Source organism: Arsenicicoccus dermatophilus (assembly GCF_022568795.1).
GTDB classification, from domain to species: domain Bacteria; phylum Actinomycetota; class Actinomycetes; order Actinomycetales; family Dermatophilaceae; genus Arsenicicoccus; species Arsenicicoccus dermatophilus.
Map to the genome: position 1 here is coordinate 2,396,014 of NZ_JAKZHU010000001.1, position 22,492 is coordinate 2,418,505.

A 22,492-nucleotide genomic window follows, 5' to 3' on the forward strand; every position below is an offset into this window, starting at 1 on the left:
TCCAAGGGATCCGGTGGTGCTAGACGGTCAGGGTCAGGAGCTGGAGCCCGGGGAACACCGCGAACACGACCGTCACCGGGAGGATCAGGAAGACGACGGGCACCATCATCGCGATCTCGCGGCGGCCGCCCTCCTCCATCACCGCCCGTCGGCCCTGCTCGCGGACGTCCTGGGCCTGGGCGCGCATCACGTCGGCGAGCGGGGTGCCGCGCTCGAGCGCGATCACGATCCCGTCGACGAAGCGGGCGAGGCTGGGCAGGCCGGTGCGGTCGGCGAGGGTCTGCAGCGCGGCGGGCAGCGAGGACCCGGCACGGGCCTGCGCCAGGCAGATCCGCAGCTCCTGCGCCAGGTCTCCGCCGGACAGGCGGCACACCCGCTCGAGGGCTCCGGCCGCGCCCTCCCCCGCGGTGACCGACAGCGCCAGCAGCTCGGCCACGGTGGGGAACTCGGTGAGGATCCGCTGCTCCCGGCCTGCCACGGCCCGGGAGAGCAGGTGGTCGCGCACGGTGACCCCGGCCGCGGCGCCCGCCAGGACGAGGACCAGGCCGGGCAGGACGGCGGCGGGGTCGTGCGCGACGGCCGCGGCGGCGCCGAGCCCGCCGAGCGCGGCTCCCACCGCTCCCCACACGACCTGACGGGCCCGGAAGCCGTCGACGTCGGGCGCCTGGCCGGCCCGCACCAGCCGACGCGCCACCGACTCCCGTCCCCCGAGGAGCCGGTCGAGCCGGGCGGCGAGGCCGGTCAGGAGAGGCTGCAGGCGGCTGGTCAGCCCGCGGTCGGCGGGTCGGACGCCCGTGCCCGCGGGAAGCGTCAGGTCCTGCAGGTAGGGCGCCACACGGTCCTCCAGCGAGGGGCGGCGTCGCGCGGGCAGGCGGGTCCAGACGAGGAGCACGCCGCAGGCCCAGGCGAGCCCCAGCAGGGCGCCCGTCCAGGACCAGCCGGCAGCCGCGCTCATCGCAGCACCCGCTGCTCCTCGGGCAGCCGTCCGACCCGCGTCATCAGCCAGTAGGCGAACCCGGACAGGGCCGCGCCGCAGCCCAGGACCACGGCCCCGAGCGGAGTGGCGTAGGCCTGCAGGGACGCCGGTCTGGTGACCATCGACGCGAGCACCAGCCAGGGGGCGGCGAGCGCCAGGCGGGCGGCGTTGACGGTCCAGGACTGCCGGGCCTCCATCTCGGCGCGGGTGCGGGCGTCCTCGCGCAGGAAGCTCGACAAGGTGCGCAGCAGCCGGCCCAGGTCGCTGCCGCCCACCTCACGGGCGATCCGCATGGACTCCACGAGGCGGTCGCCGACCGGGTCGGCGAGGTCGGCCTTGAGGGTGTCCAGGCAGTCCCCGAAGCGACCGGTCACGCGGTAGCCGTCGGCGAACCTCGCGAACGCCGGCCGCAGGGGCTCGGGGCCGCGGACCGCGAGCTGGCCGAGCGCCTCGGGCAGCGCGAGCCCGGCCCGCACGCCGGAGGCGATGTTGTCGACAGCGTCCGGCCACAGGTCCCGCAGCAGCAGACGGCGACGGCGAGCGCGGGCCCGGACCAGGCCCAGCGGGAGGTAGCCCACCAGCCCGGCGAAGCAGAGGGCGACGGGTGCGACGTCCGTCATGCCCCAGACGAGGAGCAGGGTGAGCAGGCCCAGCACGCCGCAGGCCCCCAGGAGCTGCCACGCGCTCACCGAGCGCAGGTCGGCCTGCAACAGCTCGTCGGACAGGTGAGCGAGGCGGCCTTCCCGCTCGACCGGGCGCTCGGCCTCGTCCGGCACCCAGCAGGACCACCAGACGCAGAAGAGCCCGAGGCCGAGGAGCAGCCCGACGGCGAGGCCGCTCACGACCGCGGCCTCAGCAGCGCGGCGAGGTCGTGGCCTGCCCGCTCGAACCGGTCGGCGTGCGGCGGGAAGCCGTCGGCCCGCACCAGGTCGCCCCCGCGGCGCACGAAGAGGTCGGCCACCTCGATGACGTCGTCCTCGACGCGGCCCGGGACCCCGACGATCTCGCGGACCCGGCGCCGCCCGTCCGCCTCCAGGGCGATCTGGACGACGACGTCGATGCTCGACGCCACCGTGGGGACCACGAAGCGGGAGCCGACGTTCTCCCCCGCGAGAAGCGGCAGGGTGCACATCTTGGTGATCGCCTCGCGGGCGGAGTTGGCGTGGATGGTCGCCATCCCGGGCAGGCCGGAGTTGAGGGCGATGAGCAGGTCCAGGCTCTCGGCCTGACGGACCTCGCCGACGATGATCCGCGAGGGGCGCATGCGCAGCGCCTCCTTGACGAGCGCCCGCAGCGGGATCTCCCCGGTGCCCTCCAGGCTGGCCTGGCGGCACTGCATCGCCGCGACGTCGCGCAGCGGCAGCTTCATCTCGAAGACCTCCTCGCACGTCACCACCCGCTCGCGCGGGGGGATCGCGGCCGCGAGGCAGTTGAGCGTGGTCGTCTTCCCCGCCTGGGTCCCTCCGCTGACCAGCACGTTGAGCCCGGACGCGACGGCGGCCGCGAGGAAGTCCGCGGCGTGCTGGGTCAGCGCGCCGAGGCGCACCAGGTCGTCCAGGTGGTCGGCGCGGGCGACGAACTTGCGCACGTTGACCAGCCAGTGGCGCCGAGAGACGTCCGGGATCACCACGTGCAGCCGGCTGCCGTCCGCGAGGGCCGCGTCCACGAAGGGGGTGCTCAGGTCGACCCGGCGACCGCTCGTCTTGAGCATCCGCTCCACCAGGTCACGCACGGCGTCGGCGGTGAGGATGACGGGCGTGAGCTCGCTGACCCCGTCCCGGGCGACGAACACCTTGCCCGGCTCGTTGATCCACAGCTCCTCGACCCGCGGCCGCGTTTGCGACGTAAGGTGTGGGGCATGAGCGAGTCGTCCTGCGTCGTCTACTGCCGTATCAGCCTGGACAAGACGGGTCTTGAGTTGGGCGTTGACCGGCAGGAGCGTGCCTGCCTGGAGTTGGCGGAGCGTATGGGGTGGACGGTCGCAGAGGTGTACCGGGATAACTCCGTGTCCGCTACGAGCCGTAAGCCTCGGCCCGCTTTTGAGGCCATGCTGGCTGCCCGTCCTGCCCGGATCGTCATGTGGTCGGTTGACCGGCTGGTGCGTAAGGGGCCGGACCTGGAGCGTCTCATTGACTTGGGGGTGCCGGTTCACTCGTGTCAGGCGGGGCCGATGGATCTAGCCACGGCCTCGGGTCGTTTGAACGCCCGGCTGCTGGTGTCGGTCGCGACCTTTGAGGGTGAGATGAAGGCGGAGCGGCAGCGGCTGGCGTCTCGTCAGCGTCGGGAGCAGGGGCGTCCTGCGTGGTCTGTCCGGCCCTTCGGCTTCAACCGGGACGGTTCGCATCGTGAGGATGAGGCTGCTCTGCTCCGTCATGCTTACGGGATGTTGGATCGTGGGGAGACGGTGGAGGCGATTCGCCAGTGGATGAACGCTCAGGGCTCGCTCACGCCGAAGGGGAATCCGTGGCGACACTCTTCGATCCTCTCCGTCCTCCGTCACCCCCGGAATGGTGGCCTGATGGTCATTCCTGCCGAGGGTGACGATCCTGAGACGTTGATTCCGGCCGCGTGGGAGGGGATTGTGTCGGCCGCGGAGTGGCGCAGAATCATGGGTCGGTCTGCTCATAGGGCTTTGACGGGTAGGGGTCAGGGGAAGCGGAAGGCGCTCCTGTCGGGTGTGGTCACGTGCGGCAGGTGTGGTGGCTCTATGCGGAAGTCGACTCAGCCTCGGACGGGGCGTCCCATCTACTCGGCGGCCTGTGCGCATGTGACGGCTCCGCTGGAGGTGTTGGATGCCTCGGTGCGGATGTCCCTGGTGTTGGCTGCGTTGACTCGCCGTCGTGATCTGGGGGCTGAGACGGTTTCGGCCGAGGCTGCTGAGGCTGGCGAGCGGGCCGAGGCGTTGCGGGCTCGTGTCCAGACGATGACGGACATGCTCGCGGATGGAGACATTGACCGTGCCGAGTATCGTCGGGCGACGGCTCACCTTCGATCTGAGGTGGCTCGCTTGGAGGCTGTGGCGGAGACGGCACATTCTGCCGACCCGTGGGCTGCGGTCCCTCTTGAGCACATGTTGGAGATGTTGGGTCGGGGCACCTTGCCGCTGGTGGGTCAACAGGCGTTGATTCGGCAGCACTTCCGGTCCGTGGAACTGCTGCCTAAGTCGGCCGGTACTCGCTTCGACCCTCGCAGGCACCTTCGTCTGGTGGACCACGACGGCAACCCTGTGCCGGTGGTGAGCGCGTCGAGCCTGTCGGAGCCTGCGGAGGTGGCTGCGCGCATCCTTGCCGAGGGTGGTTCGGATGATGAGGTGGCGGCTCGTCTTGATGCGGCTGCTGTGGCGTGGGCCGAGGGTGCACTGAGCCTGTCTCGGTCGTCCTGACTAGGCCCTGGTGGGAGCCTGTCGGTTGGGCTGAGGTGGGTCCCCCCTGCCCTCCCCCGCTTCCTGGGCCTGCCCTACCCCTGTCCCTCTCGGTCGCAGGCGCTCGTCCTTGGCGGCTCGGCAGGCGAGGGTGCGTCTGGCTGGGGAGGTGCCCGTGCTTCCGGCGTCGGAGCAGAACGATCCCCCTCGGACGGTGCTGCCCCCGCTCGCCTCGGTCGGGGTGGGTGAGGGGGTGGGTACGGCTGCCACGAGCGGCACGGGTGCTCGCCTGTCTGCTGTCGTCGGGGTCCCCGAGGGTACGGCCGTCTCGGGCGTTGCCGCTGCCCGTTCCGTCGCCGTGGGAGCCGTCCTCGTCTCGCTGGGGGCAGGCGTGCTGGTAGCCCTGGGGGTAGGCGTGGCAGCGGCAGTGACGGTGGCGGTTGTCGTCGTGGCGCTGGTGCTCGCCCCGGCTGCTACCGGCGTGGCTGTTCCCTTGGGGGTGGGTGCTTCGTCGGGGGCGACGATCCCGATACCGACTGTGCCTGCGATCCCGAGGCCGATCATCGTGCGCATGGCTGGGAGTATCCGGGCGAACCTTGGGAGGGAGTGCGCCTGTCACCCTTCCGGCATGGCTCCTTTCCAGGACGCTCCAGAACGGCCTGTGAGGCCCTTCCGGTATCCGAATACCTGGAGGGGCTGAAAGCGGCTCACAGAGCCTCCTAGACCCCTTCCTGGAGGTGCGCTAGGGACACTCTCTCTGGGGCGCGCTGGGAAAGGCCCCAGGGTACGCGAAAGAGGCCCCCACAATCCGATCCCGACCGTGAGCGGGGATGGATTGTGGGGGCCTCTTTATGTGTCGGTGGTGATTAGGCGGACTCGGCGTCGTCGTGATCTCCCTCGGTCGAGGGCTTGGCGGACTTCGCCTTACGTGAGGGCTTGCCGTCGTGAATGGGGGCCGGTCCGGAAACGGTCGAGGACTTGCCACCGGGGACGAGCCCGAGCATCGCCCGGTACTCGTTCACGGCGTCCTGTGCAGACGTGTCCTCGGGTGCGGGCTGCTCGATGAACAGGTGGACCTTCCGCCTGTCTGCCTCCGAGAACATCAATTGTCCGAGGGTGGCGTACACGACGCGCATTGCCTCGGCTGAGATGCGGCCGTTCTGGCGCTTGAACCGGCTCACGTCCTCGCAAAGCGAGTACGTCATCGCAACGTCGGTCGGCTCAAACAGATCTGCCTGCGCAGACTCGCGAGCAGCCTTGTAGAGGAGTTTTGCTGTCGGGTCCCAGTCCTTCCCGGCACGGGGCCAGGAGACTTTGCCTCGCTTCGTGAGCACCTTGTCGGGCATGGCGGAGGCAGAGCGGGGCCGCTGTAGATCGGACGGCGGGAGCGGGGTGGTGGGCATCGTTGGTGGACCTCCAAGGTCGGGTCGGGTGGTGGTATCAGGCACGGCAGGTCTCAGGCGGGGTGGGTCTCAGGCACGGCTGCCCCCTCACCTCAGGCACCCCTCCGCCTCAGGCGCCCCCCTGCCCCGCCCGGTCGATGCGGGGGTAGCCCTGCCCTGAGGTGGTCGAGGTGGGGCAGGTGGTCGGGCCTGTGACGCACGGGCCGAATAGGCCGGCTGTCTGCCCTGCCGGTCCTGCCTGCCGAGGTGGGGGCCTGTGGTGGTGACGGCCAGACCGTGGGCAGGTGGGGCAGGCCATGACCTGACGGGTTGGAGCCTGCCGAGGTGGTCGGGCCGTGACACCCGCCCGAGCCGGGCTAGGTCGGGCAGGGGCAGGGGTGGAGTCGGACTACCGGCCGTAGGCGAGCCGGTCTTCCCCTGCCCCTTCCCCTGCCCCTAGCCCTGCCCGAGGTGGTCGAGGTGACGTGCCGCCTGTCTTGGCGCCTAGAGCCTGGAGCCTAGGGGGTGTAGACAGGGCTAGGGCTAGGGCTAGGGGCAGGCCGTGAGGCTGGAGGCCGTGAGGCTGGAGGCTGTAGCCGTTGGCTGTGAGCCCTGAGCCGTGAGCCGTGGAGTTGCCGAGCCCTGAGCCGTCAACTGTTGGCTGCTGACCGTTGACTGCCGAGCCATTAAGCCAATGCGATTCGCGCTCCGTTATTCATCGAGGCGCGAGACAGAACAGAACGACGTGATTCTGATCGGCAGATCAGCGATCGGTGAGAGCGAATGGGTCGGCCGAGGGATACGGGGGGGGTGACCCAGGGGAGCCCGCGCAGCGGAGTACGGGGTGTCCATTGAGAGCACGGTGTCAACGAGATCTCAGGTCCTTGTTGAGCCGCCCCACTACGGTCTGCCACCCGCCCCCTGACTCTGCCAATCGCAAGGGCCGACAAGGGAAACGATGCGAACCTCGGTCGGGAAAATTGCGCGTCTCGGCAGATGTCCTAACGGCGATTAGAGGCCATTTCCCGGAGAGGCCCTATGCCTGCCCGCGAGAGGGGTGTCCGGTCTCCCTGGAGACGTTCCCGCAGGCCAGGAAGGGAATTGGCAGAGGGGAGGCTCCAGGAAATTGCGCGTCTCGGCCAAGGTCCATGTTGGCCTTAATGCCGATTAGCGGCCTTCCTGGAGCCTCCCCCTACCGTTCTTGCCGGTGTCAGGCAGCCGTCGTGCGGGCCTGCATCGTGTAGGTGATGAGGACCGCAACGTCCCGATCGTTCGTGCTACTGACTGTGCGGCCGGTGATGACTGTCCCTGGTCGGACGTCGGAGCGCACGAGGGCTGCCTCGGTGATCCGGCCGTGGTAGGTGCGGACCTCCCCGATCGTGTCCTCGGCTGCCCGGCCGATGGCCTTCACGAAGGCGGCGGAGTCCATGAACGGGTGGTCTGCGGAGAGGATCGCGTTGACCATGACCTGCCGGGTGATGGTGCGCACGCCGTCCGTCTCGGTGATCTCGACCTCACCCGTCGGGACCTCTCGCACGTCCCGCACGAAGGAGGTCATCATGCCCGTGGGACGCCCGAGGGCTTCGACGGCGCGCGTCAGCCCAAGCAACCCGTACTGGGCCATCCAGTCCTCTGGGGTCGCCGTGATCACCGGCAGGGCCTCCCAGGCTCGGGCGACGTCAACACGCCACTCGCTCACCGTGGTGGCTCCTTCGACCCGCTCTCCCTGGGCGTAGGAGGTGGTTCGCGCCTGGCAGTCTGCCGCCGTGTCGTCAAGCCGGGGGTCCAGATCGAGAGTCGCGTGGAAGGCGCCACGGTGGATGATGACGCGCACGGAGCCGGAGACGCAGCCCTCCTGGAGATCCTGGGCACACGGCTTGTCCTGCACCACGTAGGCGACAGGGACGGTCGGAGCCTCAGCCGGAACGGCGGGACGCTCACGGGTGGTTTCGACCTGGAGTCCGTCCCAGGCTGTCCGGAGCAGGTCAGCGACGGCCTCGGCTAGCGGGATCGGACCGTCGAACGGGGCGGACTGGACTGCCCGCTCGTGGGCTCGCTCGGCCGCCGTCAGGAGGGTCGTAAGCCGCTCGACCTCGGTGCGTGCCTGGACCATCTCGGCCGCCGTCACGGTCTCGTCTCCGGAGGCGAGGCGGGCGTCTAGGGCTTCGGCCGCCAACTCCGCATCGTCACGCTTGGTGGTGAGGTCCGCGACCTTCGCGCGGGCCTCAGCGATCGGGTCGGTCTTGGTCTTGGTCTTGGTGGTCATCGGGTGTTTCCTTCGTTTCTTGAGGATGGGTTTGGGGATGGGTGTCACGCGGAGCGGGGGGAACGGGGGTGGGTGTTGGTGACCCCCGCTAGTCGTCTCGCTCGACCCTGGCCGAGGAAGAAGGCAGCCAAGGGAGCGGAGGACGCACTAGCGGGGGTCGCGACAGGCCCCAACGATCACCTGCCGCGTGAGGGGGAGCGTGGACCAGCCACACCCGAAAGAGCCGGTCTGCTTTCGCCCCTCTATCTATCCGTGTGGGGGTTTCCGGTGCTTGCCGTAGGAGGTGAACCGCTACGGCCCACTTCGCCCCTTTCCTGTCTCCACCCCGCCCTCGCAGACCGGCCCATGACCACGCGGGAGGCTGCCGCATTCCTGGGCCTGTCCGTCGGACACCTCTGCAACCTGCGATCCCAGGGGAAGGGACCGGCCTACTCCAAGATGCCCGGAGGCCATTGCCGTTACCGCCTGGCCGACCTCAAGGCCTACCTCGGCGTGACTGAGGACGACGACCAGTGACCGTCGCGTATGGGTCTGTCGGCCCGCACAGCCCCGACTACGCCCGACCTGCCGTGACGTACCGAGAGGGCCGTCCGAAAACGATTCTGCTCAGGTGCGCCGCTAGGAATGGAATTGAGCGGGATCGTCAGGGGTCCTGCGCTCGACCTATCGAAGGGGGGCCAATTCCCATGACCGATTCTCCGGACCAGCCGGGACGACCCTGCGAGCACTGCGGCCGCGTCTTGCGTGACGTTGACCTGGACAGGACCGCGTATTGCTGTGCTACCTCACGCGGCTATTGGGAGGAGGGGGCATGACCGAAATGGACACCACCTACGCCGACCGCTGGCTGGCCGAGGCCGACCGTCTAGCGACCCGCAGGTTCACGAGGGCCGTGGCCTGGAGGCTGGCCCATTACGCCGATGCCGAGGGCGTTCTGGCTGTCTCGGTCGGGGAGGTGGCTCGCGACCTGGGGAGTAGCCCGAGGGGTACGTCTCAAGCCGTAGGCCGACTGCACGACCTCGGCCTGCTCGCCAACCTTGGCAGCCGCGAGGGGGTGACCCGAAGGCGACTGACGATCCCCGAGTGCGACTGAACACCCGACGACTGAAAGGACAGATGAACATGCCCGCTATCGACCGCTCAACGCTGGCCTACCTTGACTACGTACTAGGGGGCCGCAGGACCACCCCCTTTGCGGAACGCTGGGCCACGGAGGCGAGCCGCAGGTCTAGAGGCGGGTTCACGGCGACGGTGGCCTATGCGCTGACCCATTACGCCGACGAGGACAACGAGGTGTGCATTTCCGTCGCACAGTTGGAACGAACCCTTGGGGCCGCGCCGCTGGTGACGGCGAAGGCGATCAACCAACTACGCAACCTCGGCTTCCTGGACGGCTCGTACCGCCGTCACGGCGTAGTGACCTGCCGCCGACTCACCCTGCCTACCGAGAGCGACTGACAAGACCTCTCACACCCGAGAAGCATCCACAAGGAAGGAGCGAAGAGAAGTGAAGAAGTACACGCCGAGCAACGGGGGCCGTATGACTCCCGCCGAGGTTGACGCCGCTATCCGTGGCTTGCAGGGCCGCCGTCGTGGCGCTGCCCGCCGTGGCCGCAAGGGAGGCCGACGTTGAGTCCCCTCGCTAAGTTCGTGCCCGTCGACGTGACTGGCGGGGGACCCGAGGCGCCGACCCCGGCACCCACAACGACGACCAGCCCCACGACGCCACCCCGGTCCAGGGGAACGTCGACCGGGATGCTGCAAGTCCTGCGCTACATCAACGCCGTCTGCTCACCGGACAACGGCTTGACACCCAGTGAGCGGCTGGTCCTGATCTGCCACGCGACGCACGTCAACAACGCGACCGGCGAGACGTTCGTATCGTCAGAGACGGTGGCCGCGGAAACCGGCGTGACGGACCGGACCGTCAGGAAGGCCCGACGCATGGCCCGTGAGTCGGGATGGCTGACGGAGCGACGACCCGCGAAACGACGGTCTGGACACGCGACCGTCTGGGCACTGCCTCCGCTCGACCGAGGGCAGACCCCGGACGGCTGGGGCAGGGACACCCCGTCTTTAAGGGAACTGAGTTCCCCTACTGGAGGATCTTTAAGGGAACTGAGTTCCCCTACTGGAGGATCTTTAAGGGAACTGAGTTCCCCTACTGGAGGATCTTTAAGGGAACTGAGTTCCCCCAACTGAGCGAAGTACCTCAACTGAGCGAAGTGAAGCGTTCGGGTGGCGTGGCCGGGGGTTTGCGGGTCTGAACCGGAAGGATCGGATCCATGCCGAAGAAGTACGACGAGCACACCCGCGCGCGGGCGGTCAGGTTGGTGCGTGAGCAGCGGGCTCACTACCGGTCGCGGACCGAGGCCTGTGAGGCTGTCGCGAAACAGGAAGGCGTCGCGAAGGAAACCCTGCGCCGCTGGGTCGCCCAGGACGACGTCGACACCGGCGCCAAGGCGGGGGTCACCAGTGAGGAACACGCTGAGAACGCTCGCCTACGTGCTGAGGTGAAGAAGCTCCGCGAGCAGGTCGAGATCCTCTCGGCCGCAACGACTTTCTTCGCGGGAGCGCTCGACTCCCGCAAGCGCTGATCATGGACTTCATCGACTCCATGAGGGCCAAGGGGTACGCGGTCGAGTCGGTCTGTCAGGTCCTGACCTCTCAGGGCTGTCAGGTCGCCGCGCGCTCCTACCGTCGCTGGTCAGCAGCGACCCGTGACGACGCCGCCCGGGCACGAATCATCTCGAGCCGGGCCCTGGACCTGGCCTATCTCATGAACGAGATCCATTGCAGCGCCTACCGGTTCGAGGCACGCGCCGGTGAGCGGGGCCGGTGGGTCCTGACGCCCGAAGGCTTGTACGGGCGCCGCAAGATGCACGCCCTGCTCCTGCGCGCTGGGCATGACGTGTCCTACGGGCGGGTCCACACCGCGATGAGCGCATTGGGCCTGGCCGGGGTGCGACGCGGCAAGAAGGTCAGGACCACGATCCCGGGCAAGGACGGTCACCGTGCCGGTGACCTGCTCAACCGGGACTTCACCGCCGACGCGCCGAACACGAAGTGGGTCATGGACTTCACGTATGTCCGCACGTGGGCCGGGTTCTGCTACGTCGCGTTCGTCCTGGACTGCTACTCGCTGCGGATCGTCGGCTGGCACGTCGCATCCACCAAGACGACTCCGCTGGTCATGACGCCCTTGCGGATGGCGGTGTGGGAACGCGAACGCCAGGGCCACCCCGTCGCGCCCGGGCAGCTGGTCTCGCACAGCGACGCCGGCTCGCAGGGCGGATTCAACTGGTCGTCGCAACACCCTGAGCAGGAGGGTGGTGCGGGTCGTGGCGACCGGGCATTGGAGCATGAGGACCGGCGATGTGCCCGAGGGGGTGCGTCGGCAGTGGCGTGCTGATCGGGCGTTGCGGCCGCCGATGCGTTCCCCGGGCCGTCCGCAGCCGTCGCGGGCGGTGCAGCGGGAGTTCTGGCGGGTGATCGCGACGGGGGTCACGACCGCGCAGGCCGCGTTGGTGGTGGGCGTGTCCGTGCCGGTGGGGATGCGGTGGTTTCGTCACGCTGGGGGGATGCCACCGCTGAGTCTTGGTGCCCCGTCCGGGCGGTATCTGTCGTTCGAGGAACGTGAGGAGATCGCGATCCTGCGTGCCCAGGGGGCGGGGGTGCGCTCGATCGCCCGACAGCTTCAGCGCGACCCGGGCACGATCAGTCGTGAGCTGCGCCGCAACGCCGTTACCCGTGGTCATCGGTTGGAGTACCGGGCTGTCGTGGCGCAGTGGAAGGCTCAGGAAGCGGCCAAGCGGCCGAAGGTCGCGAAGATGGTCACGAACCCGCGGCTGCGCGCCTACGTCCAGGACCGGCTCGCCGGGCAGGTCTGCCACCCGGACGGCACGGTCGTGGCCGGCCCGGACGCCGGCGAGTGGAAAGGGTTGAACAAGCCCCGACGCGCTGACCGGCGCTGGTCGAGGGCGTGGAGCCCCGAGCAGATCAGCCAACGGTTGTCGATCGACTTCCCCGATGATGAAGGCATGCGCATCAGCCACGAGGCGATCTACCAGGCGTTGTACATCGAGGGTCGTGGCGCGCTCAGACGCGAGCTGGTGGCCTGCCTGCGTACCGGCCGAGCGCTGCGTCACCCGCGCGAGCGGTCCCGGAACAAGGCCCAGGGACACGTCACCCCCGACGTCGTCCTCAGCCAGCGGCCGCCTGAGGCCGCCGACCGGGCCGTGCCGGGGCACTGGGAAGGCGACCTGATCATCGGGACGGGCCGCTCGGCGATCGGGACGCTGGTCGAGCGGCACAGTCGCGCCACGATCCTGGTCCACCTACCCCGGCTGGAAGGGTGGGGCGAGCAGCCCCCGGCCAAGAACGGCACCTCACTGGGCGGGTACGGCGCCGTCGCGATGAACCAGGCCCTCACGGCCGCGATCAGCGACCTGCCGCAGCAGCTGCGCACGACGATCACCTGGGACCGCGGCAAGGAGCTGTCCGGGCACGCCGCGTTCACGATGGCGACCGGCACCCGGGTGTTCTTCGCCGACCCACACTCGCCCTGGCAGCGGCCCACGAACGAGAACACCAACGGGCTGCTGCGCCAGTACTTCCCCAAGGGCACCGACCTGTCCCGCTGGACCGCGACCGACCTACAGGCCATCGCGTACACCCTGAACAACCGGCCCCGCAAGGTCCTCGGATGGAAGACACCCGCAGAAGTGCTCGGCGAGCACTTACGATCGCTGGAACAAGCCGGTGTTGCATCGACCGGTTGAACCCGCCCAGTACACAAGCCTGGCCTTCACCGAGCACCTCGCCCTCGAAGGGATCGCCGCATCGATCGGCACTGTGGGCGACGCCTACGACAACGCCCTCATGGAATGCGAGATCGGCCTGTACAAGACTGAGTGCATCGCCACCGACGTGTTCCACGACGGCCCATACCGCACCCTGGCCGACGTCGAGTACGCGACCGCCGGATGGGTCTTCTGGTACAACAACGACCGCCTGCACTCAAGCCTGGGACACCGACCCCCGGTCGAGTACGAGAACGACTACTACACCCTCAACCAGCCCCAAGAAGCACTCGCATAGCCCCGGCCACCGCGCCCGAACGCTTCAAAGTAGTAACTGAGCGAAGTACCTCAACTGAGCGAATCCCCTCCGGTCCGGCAGAGGGACCGCCGTGGGGTAGTCGCCCCTTCCGAGACTGGGTGACGGAACGGCTAGCCGAGTGTCGCTCCGAGTTGGACGTAGCGAACCTCGTCATCCCGATCCGCCACCTAGTCCCACCCGTCGATGCCGAATGGTTCTACCGGGCGGAGGGGAAGCGGAGGCAGGAGGTTGCCTCCTAGACCGACTCCGGGACTCCGGGACTTCGTCCCTCCGTCCCTTCGCCGGTAACTGGGCCTCCGGTAGCCGGTAGATGGCTTCCGCTTCCGGGGATCCTTAGACCGACTCCGGGACTCCGGGACTTCGTCCCTCCGTCCCTTCGCCGGTAACTGGGCCTCCGGCTTCCGGCTTCCGCCGACCTGCCCCCGGCAATCGGAGGCGAGGGAAGAGGGGAGGTCTTCCGGTCTCCTCCTTCGCCGTCTGGGCTCGCCGTCCCTGTCTGCTGCCCGGCCCTTCAATCGGCCGGGCGGCGGACCGTGACCCAGAGCAGGGACAGGGAGTCGCGTTCCTGGAGTCCTCGGTTCCCTCGGACCTCCGGTCGCTCTGGTCGGGGCTTCGCCCCTCCCGCCGCTCCCTACGGTCCTCGGTCTCCATTCGCCGGTCTCCTGTCCTGCCGGTCGGGGCTTCGCCCCTCCCGCCGGTAACTCCATTCGCCGGTCATCTTTCGACCGCCGGATGGAATCGCTCCTGTACGCCGTCTGGAGGCTCCGAAACAGGTCCTCCCTTACCGGGACACCCGGAAGGCCAGAAAGTCGCTCAGATCCCCGCCTAGGGGCCTTCCTGGGCCCGTCTCCTTCCGTCTGCCGTCACCTACTGCCGGAAGTGGCCCGGAACGTCTTGCCTGCCGCTTACAGAGCCCCTAGGGGGAGGCATCTCCTGTACGGCTCTCTGAGGCCCTAGAACCCCCTCTCCCTTGCCCGGGACACCCGGAAGGCCAGAAAGTCGCTCTCTGGGCCTCCTGGGGGCCTTCCTGGGCCTGTCTCACCCCAACACCCACGAACAAGGAAGGAAAACACCCGATGACCACCATTGAATACCCGACCATCCCCTACCTGCCGCCCGTCCGAGAGGTCGACGGAGACGAGGACATGCGCCCGGTAAAGCCTGCCGAGGGGGCTGACATCTGCGACCGGCTAGCCTACGCGCTCGCCTTGGTGACCACCCGGCTCCTGGAGCACCGATGACCGTCAGGGTCACCCGGCTCGACCTGCAACGGGGCTTTGAGGCGGAGTTGCTGGCCGATGGCTTTCACGTCGAGTTCACGCAGGACCGCCCGTGGGAAGTCAAGCCTCCGTCCGAGAACGGCCACAACTGGACTTTGCGAGAGTTTGAGGAGTCGCTGGGTGAGCGGACGGTGATCCATCTCGCGGACGGTCCCGTGATGCCGAGGACCATCCGCGAGATCTACACCCTGCCCGGCGCCAAGGCCGCGTGCTGGGAGTGGATAGGCGAGCACGACAGCGCCGGTAGGCCGAGGCTCACGCTGCACCAGCGGAAGCGGTCCCTACGTCGCGTCCTTCACGCTCACCTCCGGCATGGTCTCGCCTGGGACATGGCCTGCGTTCCCGCCTGTGGCACGTCCTGGTGTATCAACCCGTGGCATGCCGTGGCCCGCCCCCGAGGCTCGACCGGCGAGACGTGCGGCAAGGGCCACGACCTGTCGGACCCGTCGTCGTGGATCTTGACCCGTTCGCGCCGTAAGGATGGGTTGCCTGGCCGTCGTTGTCGGGAGTGTCAGCGTGAAGCCGAACGGGCGTCCAAGGCTCGTGCGCGGGCTAAGGCTGCCGCGACTGGCCCGACTGCCTGACCCGACCCGTTCGACTCCTGCCGCCCCCGGCTGTGCTCCCTCTCCCTGGAGCCGGTCGGGGGCGGCCTTTCTGCGTTGTGGGGAGCAGGCATGCCCCTGGAATGCTCTGTGAGCCATTCTGGCGGCCTTTCACATCCACCCTGGATGTGGGCACTCGGAAGGGATATCAGGCCGTTAGGGAGCCGTACAGAGCGTTCTGGCCCCACGTTCGCCCCAAGGGGCGCACAGTCCCTGTCGGGCGCATACTGCCTCCGTGGTGGCGAGACGGCATGTCCCGAGGTGGGCACGGCGCCCGGTGGTCCGGTCCTCACGTTCCGGCGAACGCGACTGGAGGCTGCCCCGCCCGTCACTCACGGGGGTGACGGCGGTCATCGCATTGATCGCTTCCCTTACGGCTTTGTCGTGGGACTACTTCCCAGACCTGCGACCGCGCGTCCGGTCCGGTGGGCAGATTGACTCCATCTCTGTGGTCACGGGGTTGCCGGAGTCTGCCTACTGGCGCGAGTTGGGGCGCAACCCCTACGGCAAGGTGTCGGCCGGGAGGGGCGCCATCGTGACCGTCAAGACGCACCTATGGCCCGGACGCGATCGGCCCTACTCGGTTAGGGCTCTCACGGTGGATGATGCTACCCGCGCCTATGTCGACGGGGTGGGGGTTTGCGAGACGGCTAGGACAACCCTTGTCGAGTTGGATACGGCGTGGCGTTGTTGGGTGCCCCTGCCCGCTAAGGGCCGTCGCTTCCGTATCCAAGCCACGCTCTACGACATGGGTAGGTCTCGGACGATCTATCCCGAGGATTACGCCCCGTTTGCCGCTTTGGATGCCCGGACCTCCGAGGCGATCACTGCCCCGTAGGTCCGTCCCTCTCGCGGCTCGTTCGCTCGTTCCTGCATGCCCCCCGTCGCGCGGCGTGGGCCGGGGCCGTCACCTACTCCGCGAGCACCTACGGATCATCCACGGGGGGTCGTCGTGTGGGCATCCCGGTCCGGCCCTATCCTTCGTCCACATCTTTAGCACTTGACCACGGGGTCGTCGAGATAGGGCTGCAACGGGCCGAAGCCCGCCATCTCGTCGACGATCTCGCGCGCGGTGCCGGCGGGGTCGTCCAGCGGCGGCAGCCCGGCGGCGACCGCGCGCTCGTCGTAGTCCTCGACCGCTCGCGCCACCAGCGCCGTGACCCGGGGCCGGTCGACGACGGGGTCCACGCCGTCGCGCCGGATCAGCTCGGTGATCTCGGCGTGCAGGGTGGCGGGGGTCATGGTGGCTCCTTCGTCGGTCACACCACGGTAGGAACTTCTCGGGCCCCGCCGCCGAGCTGACGCCCAATGGGTGTGGACATCACGGTGCGTGCCCGCCGTGCGCGGGTGACCTGTGGACGACGGGCCCGGCGGCGACCTGCCGCCCGGCAGCCTGGAACCTGTCGAGGCAGCAGGAGGACCGATGGTGCGCGTGGAGCTCGAGGTGATGACACCGACGGGCGGATCCGTCGTGACCGTCGCCGCGCCCGCAGGGACGACCTGGGCCGAGCTCCGCCCGCACCTGTGCGAGCGCCTGGGTCTGGACGACGCCGCGGTATGGCGGGTCGCTGCGCTCCCCCTGCCCGACGACGCCGCCCTCGGCCACCCGCCCCTGCTGCGCGGAGCCCGCCTGGAGCCCGGCGCCGCTCCCGCGCCCACCACCTCCCGGGGTCACCGCCTCCTCCTGTGCGCCGTCGGCGGGCCGGCCGCCGGACTCGTCCTCCCGCTGGCCAGCGGCGACCACGTCGTCGGCCGCGACCGCGGGTGCGACCTGGTCATCCCCGACCCCGCCCTGTCCCGCCACCACGCCGTCCTGGCGGTGCGCGAGGACGGCGTGCGGCTGCTGGACGTCGGCTCGACCAACGGCTCGCGCGTCGACGGGGTGACGGCGAGCGGCAGCACCCCGGTCGCGCCCGGGGTGAGGTTCCGGCTGGGCGACTCGACCCTCGTGGTCACCCGTCCCCCGCGCCCCGGGCGGGTCCGGGCCGACGGCGAGGGCCACCTCGTCGTGCACCCCGGCCCGACGCCGGCCGCCACCCGGAGGGAGGTGACGGTGGAGCTGCCTCGGCCTCCGGCCCAGGCCGACCCGCCGGCCTTCCCCTGGGTGACGCTCCTGCTGCCGCTCGCCGGTGCCGCGTTCCTGGCGGCGGTGGTCCGGGCGCCATACCTGCTGGTCCTCGGCCTGCTCGGACCCCTCGTCGTGCTCGCCACGCACCTGACCGAGAGCCGCCGGCGACGTCTGCGCGGGGCCACGGAGCAGGCGCGGCACGAGGAGGCCACCCGGGTCTGCGAGCGCCAGGTCGCCGAGGCGCTCGCCGCCGAGGTCGAGCTGCGGGAGGGGCGTACCGCCGACCCGGCCCGCGCCCTCCTGGCGGTCTCCGCCCGCGGCGCGGGACTGTGGCGGGACCCGGCGCCGGGCTCCTGGCTGGTGCGGCTCGGTCGCGCCCGGCAACCCTCCCTGGTGACCGTGCGCGCCGCCGACCGCCCACCCACGACCCCGGTCCTCGAGGACGCACCCCTCGAGGTCGACCTGCGCGCGGCCGGGTGCACGGCGATCGCCGGGCCGGGTGCACACGAGGTGCTGGCCGCCGCCCTCGGCGGGGGTATGACGCGCTGGAGCGGCCCGGCGCACGTGCACCTCGTGGCACCCACCGCCCGCGCGGCCCGGCGCTGGGACTGGGTCCGGTGGCTCCCAGGTGGGTCACCTCCGCTCCCGGCCGACGAGGCAGCAGCCCTCGTGGCGGCGCTGGCGGCAGACCCCGACGGCCACCTGGTGGTCGTCGTGCAGGCCGAGCACCCGGCGTGCGTGGCGCTGCTCGACCGGCTGCGGGCCGGCGTCGTGCTCGCCGCGACCGAGCAGGCCGACCGCCTGCCCGCCACGGCCCGCGCCTGGCTCGCCCTCGACGGGCGAGGCCGCGGGTCCGCGGGGATGCCGGACGGGACCCTCGTGCCCGCAGTGGTCCCGGACCGTGCAGCGGCGGGATGGCCCCAGGCGCTGGCAGCGGCTCTCGCGCCGCTGGTGACCGGCTCCGGACCCAGCCGGCATCAGGCGCCTCCGGACCGGCTGCCGCTCTCCGAGGCGCTCGGCCTCGAGGTCCACGACCCGGACGCCGTCGCCGCACGCTGGGCCGCGGAGCGGCGGGGACCGGCCGCCGTCATCGGTCACGACGGATCGGCACCGGTGGTGCTCGACCTGGTCACCGACGGGCCGCACGTCCTGGTCGGGGGCACCACGGGCTCCGGGAAGTCCGAGCTGCTCCAGACCCTCGTCGCCGGGCTCGCGACCACGCTGTCGCCGCAGGAGCTGACCTTCCTGCTCGTGGACTACAAGGGCGGCGCAGCCTTCGACCGGTGCGCCGACCTGCCCCACACCACCGGGCTGCTCACCGACCTGGACGAGCACCTCGCCGAGCGCGCCCTGGTCTCCCTGCGTGCCGAGCTGACCCGCCGTGAGCGCCTGCTGCGCGACGCGGGGGCGGCGGACCTGGACGCCTACCTCGCCCGTCGTGGCTGCGACGCGGAGCCGCTGCCCCGCCTCGTCGTCGTGGTCGACGAGTTCCGGGTGCTGGCGCAGGAGGTGCCCGGCTTCGTCGACGGGCTGCTCGCCGTCGCCACCGTCGGCCGCTCCCTGGGGGTCCACCTGGTGCTCGCCACCCAGCGGCCGGCCGGCGTGGTCACCCCGGACATCCGCGCCAACGTCAACGCCCGCATCGCGCTGCGCATGCGCGACGCCGCCGACTCCCAGGACATCCTCGAGGCCCCTGACGCGGCCCGGCTCGGCGACCGGCGTCCCGGCCGGGCGCTGTGGCGCACCGCGGGCGGTCCACCTCGGCTGCTGCAGGTGGCCTGGGCGGGCGCACCCGCGGCGGAGCCCGGCACCTCGCTCGTCGAGGTGCTCGTGGCAGGGGAACCTCCGCCACCACCGGCGACCGGGCGGACCGAGCTGGACGTCCTCGTCGACACGGTGACGGCAGCCGCCCAGGGCCGACCCGCGGTGCGCCGCCCCTGGCTGCCGCCGCTGCCCGACGTGATCCGGCCGGAGGAGCTGCCCTGCGGCGCCCTCGGGCTCGCCGACCTGCCCCACGAGCAGCGGCAGGTGCCGCACCTGCTGGACCTCGCGGGCGGCCGTCACCTCGCGGTCGTCGGCACCCACCGGACCGGCCGCACCACCGCCCTGCGCGCCGTCGCCGCGGCGGCCCTCGCCGAGCCTGAGGTGCACCTGCACGCCGTCGACGGCGGCGGGCAGCTGGGCGACCTCACCCGGATCCCCTGCTGCGGGACGGTCGTCGGCGCCGAGGATCCGCTGCAGGTCCTGCGGCTGCTGCAGCTGCTCGCGGCCGGGTGCCGAGAGACGCCTGCCAGGCGCGTCCTCCTCCTCGTGGACCGGTGGGACGCCGTCGTCGGAACCGTGGACCCGGTCCTCGCCGCGACCCTGCAGGACGCCCTCGTGGCGCTGCTGCGCGACGGTCCCGGTGGCGGGCTGCTGGTCGCCATGGCGGGCGACCGGACGCTGCTCACCTCCTCCCTCGCCACGCACCTCGGCGACCGGCTCCTGCTGCGTATGCCGGACCCCACCGACCTGGCCCTCGCCGGGGTGCCCGCCGCAGCCCGCCCTGACGTCCAGCCGTCCGGCCGCGCCCTGCGCACGCCCGACCACGTCGAGGTGCAGCTGGCCCTGGTCACCGCGGACGACCTGCAGCGGGTCGGGGCTCGCGCCGGCGCCCCGAGCGGCCCGGTGCTGCGGCTGCGCAGCCTGCCCACCAACGTGTCCCTCGACACCGTGGCTGCGTCGCGGCCGGGCGGCACGGCGGCGTTCGCCCTGGGCGGGGACGCCGCGCAGCCCGTTCCCACGCCGCTGGCGACCGCACCGGTCATCGCCGTCCTGGGACCACCGGGCAGCGGCCGGTCGACCGCGCTCGCCGCCCTCGGTGCGGCGGCTCTGGAGGATGCGGCCGAGGGCGCCGCGTCCCAGGTCTCGGCGGACCCGGGCTCGGCAGGCCCGCGCACGGCCACCCAGGACCCGGGCGCGGCCACCCAGGCCACGCGTGCCCTGGCGCCAGGGCCGCGACCCGTGGTGGTCGTCGCCACCCGACGGTCCCCGCTCACCGCCTGGGCCGCTGCCCACGGCGTCCTGGTGCATGGTCGCGACGACGCCGATCGTCTCGGCGTCGCTCTGCAGGGCCCGGGCGTCGTCCTGCTCGTGGACGATGCGGAGCTGCTCCTCGACTCCCCTGCCGAGGCTGTCTGCGTGGCCGCCGCCCAGCGGGCCGGCCGCCAGGAGCCCGGCGCACCCACGGTCGCCGTCGCCGGGTCGGGCAGCCAGCTCACCGCGACCTTCCGGGGCCTGGCGACCGAGCTGCGTCGCTGCGGCACCGGGATCGTCCTGCAGCCGCACCACCCCACCGACGGCGAGCTCCTCGGCACGCGCGTGCCCCGCCTGCACGCGCCGCCGCCCGGACGCGCGATCCTCGTCGACCACGGACGGTGTCTCGCCATACAGGTCGCCCGGCCATCCACCGACTGAGCGAGCCCGCGCGGCCACGGCGGCCCAGGGGGCACAATCGGGACATGTCCTCCGCTCCCACCACCGGCACGCGCTTCCTCGCCGTCGGGGCGGGGGGTCTCGGCGGGGCGCTGGCACGCGCCGCGCTGAGCCAGACCTTCCCCCCCAGCGAGTTCCCCACCGGGCTGCTGCTCACCCAGACCCTCGGCTGCCTGCTGGCGGGCCTGCTCACGCCCTGGCTGCTGCGCCGCGGTCCGCTGTGGTCCCTGACCTTCCTCACCGGGGGCCTGGCGTCGTTCACCACCTTCGGCCTGTTCACCGGCGAGGTGCTCGCGCTCGCACCTCACCACCTGGCCGGCGCTGCGCTCTACCTCGCCTCCAGCACCGTCCTCGGCGTCGGCGCTGCCGTCGTCGGGCTGCAGATCTCCATGGGGGAGATCACGTCGCTGTCGGCCCTGGCGGTGTCGCACCGGCGGGGACCTGCGGCCTACGAGGCCTCCGTCGGGCCCACGGACACCGGGCCGATCACCGGCGGGACGGAGGCCGGCGACAACCCGGTCCGGCACCACCGCGGCTGGCGCTCGTGAACCTCCTCGACACCCTCGGCCTCGCGATCGGCGCGGCCCTCGGCTCCATGCTGCGGTATGCCGTCGCCCTCAAGGCCCCCTCCCGGGACGATCTCCCGCGCGGCGCGGTCGCGACGACGACCACCAACCTGGCGGCGTCGACCGTCATCGGCCTGGCGTTGCAGTGGTGGGCGTCCGGGACGCTGGCCGAGCCGCTCTACGCCCTGGTCGGCATGGGCTTCGCGGGCAGCCTCGGCAGCTGGTCCGCCCTCGCCGTGGGCTGCGCCGAGCTCATGCACCGCAGGGAGTGGCCCATGCTCAGCGCCTATCTCGCCACCAACGTCCTGGGTGGGGTGATCGCCGCGTCGGTCGGCTGGTCGGTCGCGTCGAGCTGACCGCCCGACGTGCTCATCCCTCGGCCGCCGGCCGGGAGAGCAGGATGCCGAGCACGGCCACGGTGACGCCGAGGGTGACCAGCGCGGCGGTGAGCATCTCCCCGCTCTGCCACAGGCTCACCGCGACCGGGACGAGCAGTCCGTGCCACACCACGGTGGGGGTCCGCGGCCAGCGACGGCCCCGCGCCAGACCGCGCGCCAGCGCGACGAAGAAGGCCGCCCCCAGCACGAAGATCACCAGCTCGACGAGGACCCGGGCGACCTCGGGCGAGGCCCCCCGGGCGAGCTGCCAACCCCACCACAGGGCCGCCTCGAGAGCCACCAGCGCCTCGGCCGCGAGGACGCCGGCCGACCAGAGCTGGGACCCGGCAGAAATGTCGGACCTTAGACTACTCACAGTGAATACTCCCAGACTACCGTCACGCACCGATGATGGCGTTAGCACATCTGGCCCTTATCTTCGGCATACGTCTAGGCAAAGGATCCTGTCAAACCTAGACTTGACTGTCGGTGTGCTACTCGTTTCGCTCGATCGAAGAGCGTCCCGTTTCCGGGGGAGCAGCGGCAGCATGCCGTCCGACCCCTTGTGCGACCGCACAAGGGGACACGGTCCGGTAACGCGCGGAACCCGGCGCTGCGGACCGTCGTTGGATCGACGTACGACACCCGTCCCTGGACCAGGGTACGGGACCTGGGCGCTCCCCTCGCACCCAGGCCGCATCGCCATGGCAAGGAGCACAACGATGGACTGGCGCGACCGCGCAGCCTGCCTCGAGGAAGACCCCGAGCTCTTCTTCCCGATCGGCAACACCGGCCCGGCGATCATGCAGATCGAGGAGGCCAAGGCCGTCTGCCGCCGATGCTCGGTGATGGATACCTGTCTCAAGTGGGCCATCGAGTCCGGACAGGACGCCGGCGTCTGGGGCGGCATGTCCGAGGACGAGCGCCGCGCTCTCAAGCGACGCAACGCCCGCGCCCGCCGAGCCAGCTGATCCCCGGCTGCGGCCCCGTTCCGGGACCCGCGGCCCACCAGGTCGACC

The 22,492-nt window shown here is 70.7% G+C and carries 19 protein-coding genes and 4 pseudogenes; 16 read left to right on the forward strand and 7 right to left on the reverse strand.

Annotated elements, in window-relative coordinates:
* Positions 1-19: 19 nt before the first annotated feature.
* From MM438_RS11085 to MM438_RS11095, 3 genes and pseudogenes are all read right to left on the reverse strand, one after another.
* Positions 20-955, reverse strand: coding sequence for a type II secretion system F family protein (locus MM438_RS11085; protein WP_241452548.1), 936 nt, complete (start codon positions 953-955; stop codon positions 20-22).
* Positions 952-1,818 carry a type II secretion system F family protein gene (locus MM438_RS11090; protein ID WP_241452549.1) on the reverse strand — a complete coding sequence of 289 codons (867 nt, stop codon included), beginning with the start codon at positions 1,816-1,818 and terminating at the stop codon, positions 952-954. Before MM438_RS11090 ends, MM438_RS11085 begins: the two co-directional genes overlap by 4 nt.
* Positions 1,815-2,807, reverse strand: a pseudogene (locus MM438_RS11095) (CpaF family protein); the annotation flags it as partial. The pseudogene MM438_RS11095 and the gene MM438_RS11090, both read right to left, overlap by 4 nt.
* A 27-nt stretch (positions 2,808-2,834) precedes the next feature.
* Between MM438_RS11095 and MM438_RS11100 the strand changes: the two are divergent.
* Complete coding sequence (locus MM438_RS11100; protein ID WP_241452550.1) at positions 2,835-4,358, forward strand: recombinase family protein; 1,524 nt, start codon at positions 2,835-2,837, stop codon at positions 4,356-4,358.
* 845 nt (positions 4,359-5,203) lie between these two features.
* Here the strand turns inward: MM438_RS11100 and MM438_RS11105 are convergent.
* Positions 5,204-5,740: a phage terminase small subunit gene (locus MM438_RS11105; protein WP_455769214.1), complete on the reverse strand. Its 537-nt coding sequence runs from the start codon at positions 5,738-5,740 to the stop codon at positions 5,204-5,206.
* A gap of 1,189 nt (positions 5,741-6,929) precedes the next feature.
* Positions 6,930-7,985, reverse strand: a complete 1,056-nt coding sequence (locus tag MM438_RS11110) for a hypothetical protein (RefSeq protein WP_241452552.1) — start codon at positions 7,983-7,985, stop codon at positions 6,930-6,932.
* A gap of 345 nt (positions 7,986-8,330) precedes the next feature.
* Here MM438_RS11110 and MM438_RS11115 point away from each other — a divergent pair, with 345 nt between their 5' ends.
* The 11 genes and pseudogenes from MM438_RS11115 (at position 8,331) to MM438_RS11160 (ending at position 14,970) form a co-directional block, all read left to right on the forward strand.
* Positions 8,331-8,501, forward strand: a complete 171-nt coding sequence (locus MM438_RS11115) for a helix-turn-helix transcriptional regulator (protein WP_241452553.1) — start codon at positions 8,331-8,333, stop codon at positions 8,499-8,501.
* Between the two features lie 295 nt (positions 8,502-8,796).
* Complete coding sequence (locus MM438_RS11120; RefSeq protein WP_241452554.1) at positions 8,797-9,078, forward strand: hypothetical protein; 282 nt, start codon at positions 8,797-8,799, stop codon at positions 9,076-9,078.
* Positions 9,069-9,443 carry a hypothetical protein gene (locus MM438_RS11125; protein ID WP_241452555.1) on the forward strand — a complete coding sequence of 125 codons (375 nt, stop codon included), beginning with the start codon at positions 9,069-9,071 and terminating at the stop codon, positions 9,441-9,443. The genes MM438_RS11120 and MM438_RS11125 overlap by 10 nt, the downstream gene beginning before the upstream one ends.
* 297 nt (positions 9,444-9,740) lie before the next feature.
* Positions 9,741-10,187, forward strand: coding sequence for a helix-turn-helix domain-containing protein (locus MM438_RS16945; RefSeq protein WP_420914033.1), 447 nt, complete (start codon positions 9,741-9,743; stop codon positions 10,185-10,187).
* A gap of 83 nt (positions 10,188-10,270) precedes the next feature.
* Complete coding sequence (locus MM438_RS11130) at positions 10,271-10,582, forward strand: transposase (RefSeq protein ID WP_241450127.1); 312 nt, start codon at positions 10,271-10,273, stop codon at positions 10,580-10,582.
* Positions 10,583-10,764: 182 nt separating this feature from the next.
* A pseudogene (locus MM438_RS17105) lies at positions 10,765-10,953 on the forward strand (IS3 family transposase); the annotation flags it as partial.
* Between the two features lie 12 nt (positions 10,954-10,965).
* Positions 10,966-11,280: pseudogene (locus MM438_RS11140) on the forward strand (DDE-type integrase/transposase/recombinase); the annotation flags it as partial.
* A gap of 67 nt (positions 11,281-11,347) precedes the next feature.
* Positions 11,348-12,766 carry an IS30 family transposase gene (locus MM438_RS11145; protein ID WP_241450126.1) on the forward strand — a complete coding sequence of 473 codons (1,419 nt, stop codon included), beginning with the start codon at positions 11,348-11,350 and terminating at the stop codon, positions 12,764-12,766.
* 1 nt (position 12,767) lies between these two features.
* A pseudogene (locus MM438_RS11150) lies at positions 12,768-13,085 on the forward strand (integrase core domain-containing protein); the annotation flags it as partial.
* A 1,097-nt stretch (positions 13,086-14,182) separates the two neighbouring features.
* On the forward strand, positions 14,183-14,347 hold the full coding sequence (locus MM438_RS11155; RefSeq protein WP_241452556.1) for a hypothetical protein: 165 nt from the start codon (positions 14,183-14,185) through the stop codon (positions 14,345-14,347).
* On the forward strand, positions 14,344-14,970 hold the full coding sequence (locus MM438_RS11160) for a hypothetical protein (RefSeq protein ID WP_241452557.1): 627 nt from the start codon (positions 14,344-14,346) through the stop codon (positions 14,968-14,970). Before MM438_RS11155 ends, MM438_RS11160 begins: the two co-directional genes overlap by 4 nt.
* 1,011 nt (positions 14,971-15,981) lie before the next feature.
* Here MM438_RS11160 and MM438_RS11165 read toward each other — a convergent pair.
* The gene (locus tag MM438_RS11165; protein ID WP_241452558.1) at positions 15,982-16,230 is read right to left on the reverse strand and encodes a hypothetical protein; all 249 of its coding nucleotides are present in this window, start codon (positions 16,228-16,230) and stop codon (positions 15,982-15,984) included.
* 181 nt (positions 16,231-16,411) lie between these two features.
* Here MM438_RS11165 and MM438_RS11170 point away from each other — a divergent pair, with 181 nt between their 5' ends.
* From MM438_RS11170 to MM438_RS11180, 3 genes are read left to right on the forward strand one after another with little or no spacing between them, the layout of a single operon-like run.
* Positions 16,412-20,512, forward strand: a complete 4,101-nt coding sequence (locus MM438_RS11170) for an FtsK/SpoIIIE domain-containing protein (protein WP_241452559.1) — start codon at positions 16,412-16,414, stop codon at positions 20,510-20,512.
* 44 nt (positions 20,513-20,556) lie between these two features.
* Positions 20,557-21,078, forward strand: coding sequence for a FluC/FEX family fluoride channel (locus MM438_RS11175; RefSeq protein WP_241452560.1), 522 nt, complete (start codon positions 20,557-20,559; stop codon positions 21,076-21,078).
* Positions 21,075-21,452, forward strand: coding sequence for a fluoride efflux transporter FluC (locus MM438_RS11180; protein WP_241452561.1), 378 nt, complete (start codon positions 21,075-21,077; stop codon positions 21,450-21,452). Before MM438_RS11175 ends, MM438_RS11180 begins: the two co-directional genes overlap by 4 nt.
* Before the next feature lie 13 nt (positions 21,453-21,465).
* Here the strand turns inward: MM438_RS11180 and MM438_RS11185 are convergent, their stop codons facing one another.
* Positions 21,466-21,849, reverse strand: a complete 384-nt coding sequence (locus MM438_RS11185) for a hypothetical protein (protein ID WP_241452562.1) — start codon at positions 21,847-21,849, stop codon at positions 21,466-21,468.
* A gap of 346 nt (positions 21,850-22,195) precedes the next feature.
* Between MM438_RS11185 and MM438_RS11190 the strand changes: the two genes are divergently transcribed.
* Entirely contained in the window at positions 22,196-22,444 is a 249-nt protein-coding gene (locus MM438_RS11190; protein ID WP_241452563.1) for a WhiB family transcriptional regulator, read from the forward strand.
* The last annotated feature ends 48 nt before the right edge of the window (positions 22,445-22,492 follow it).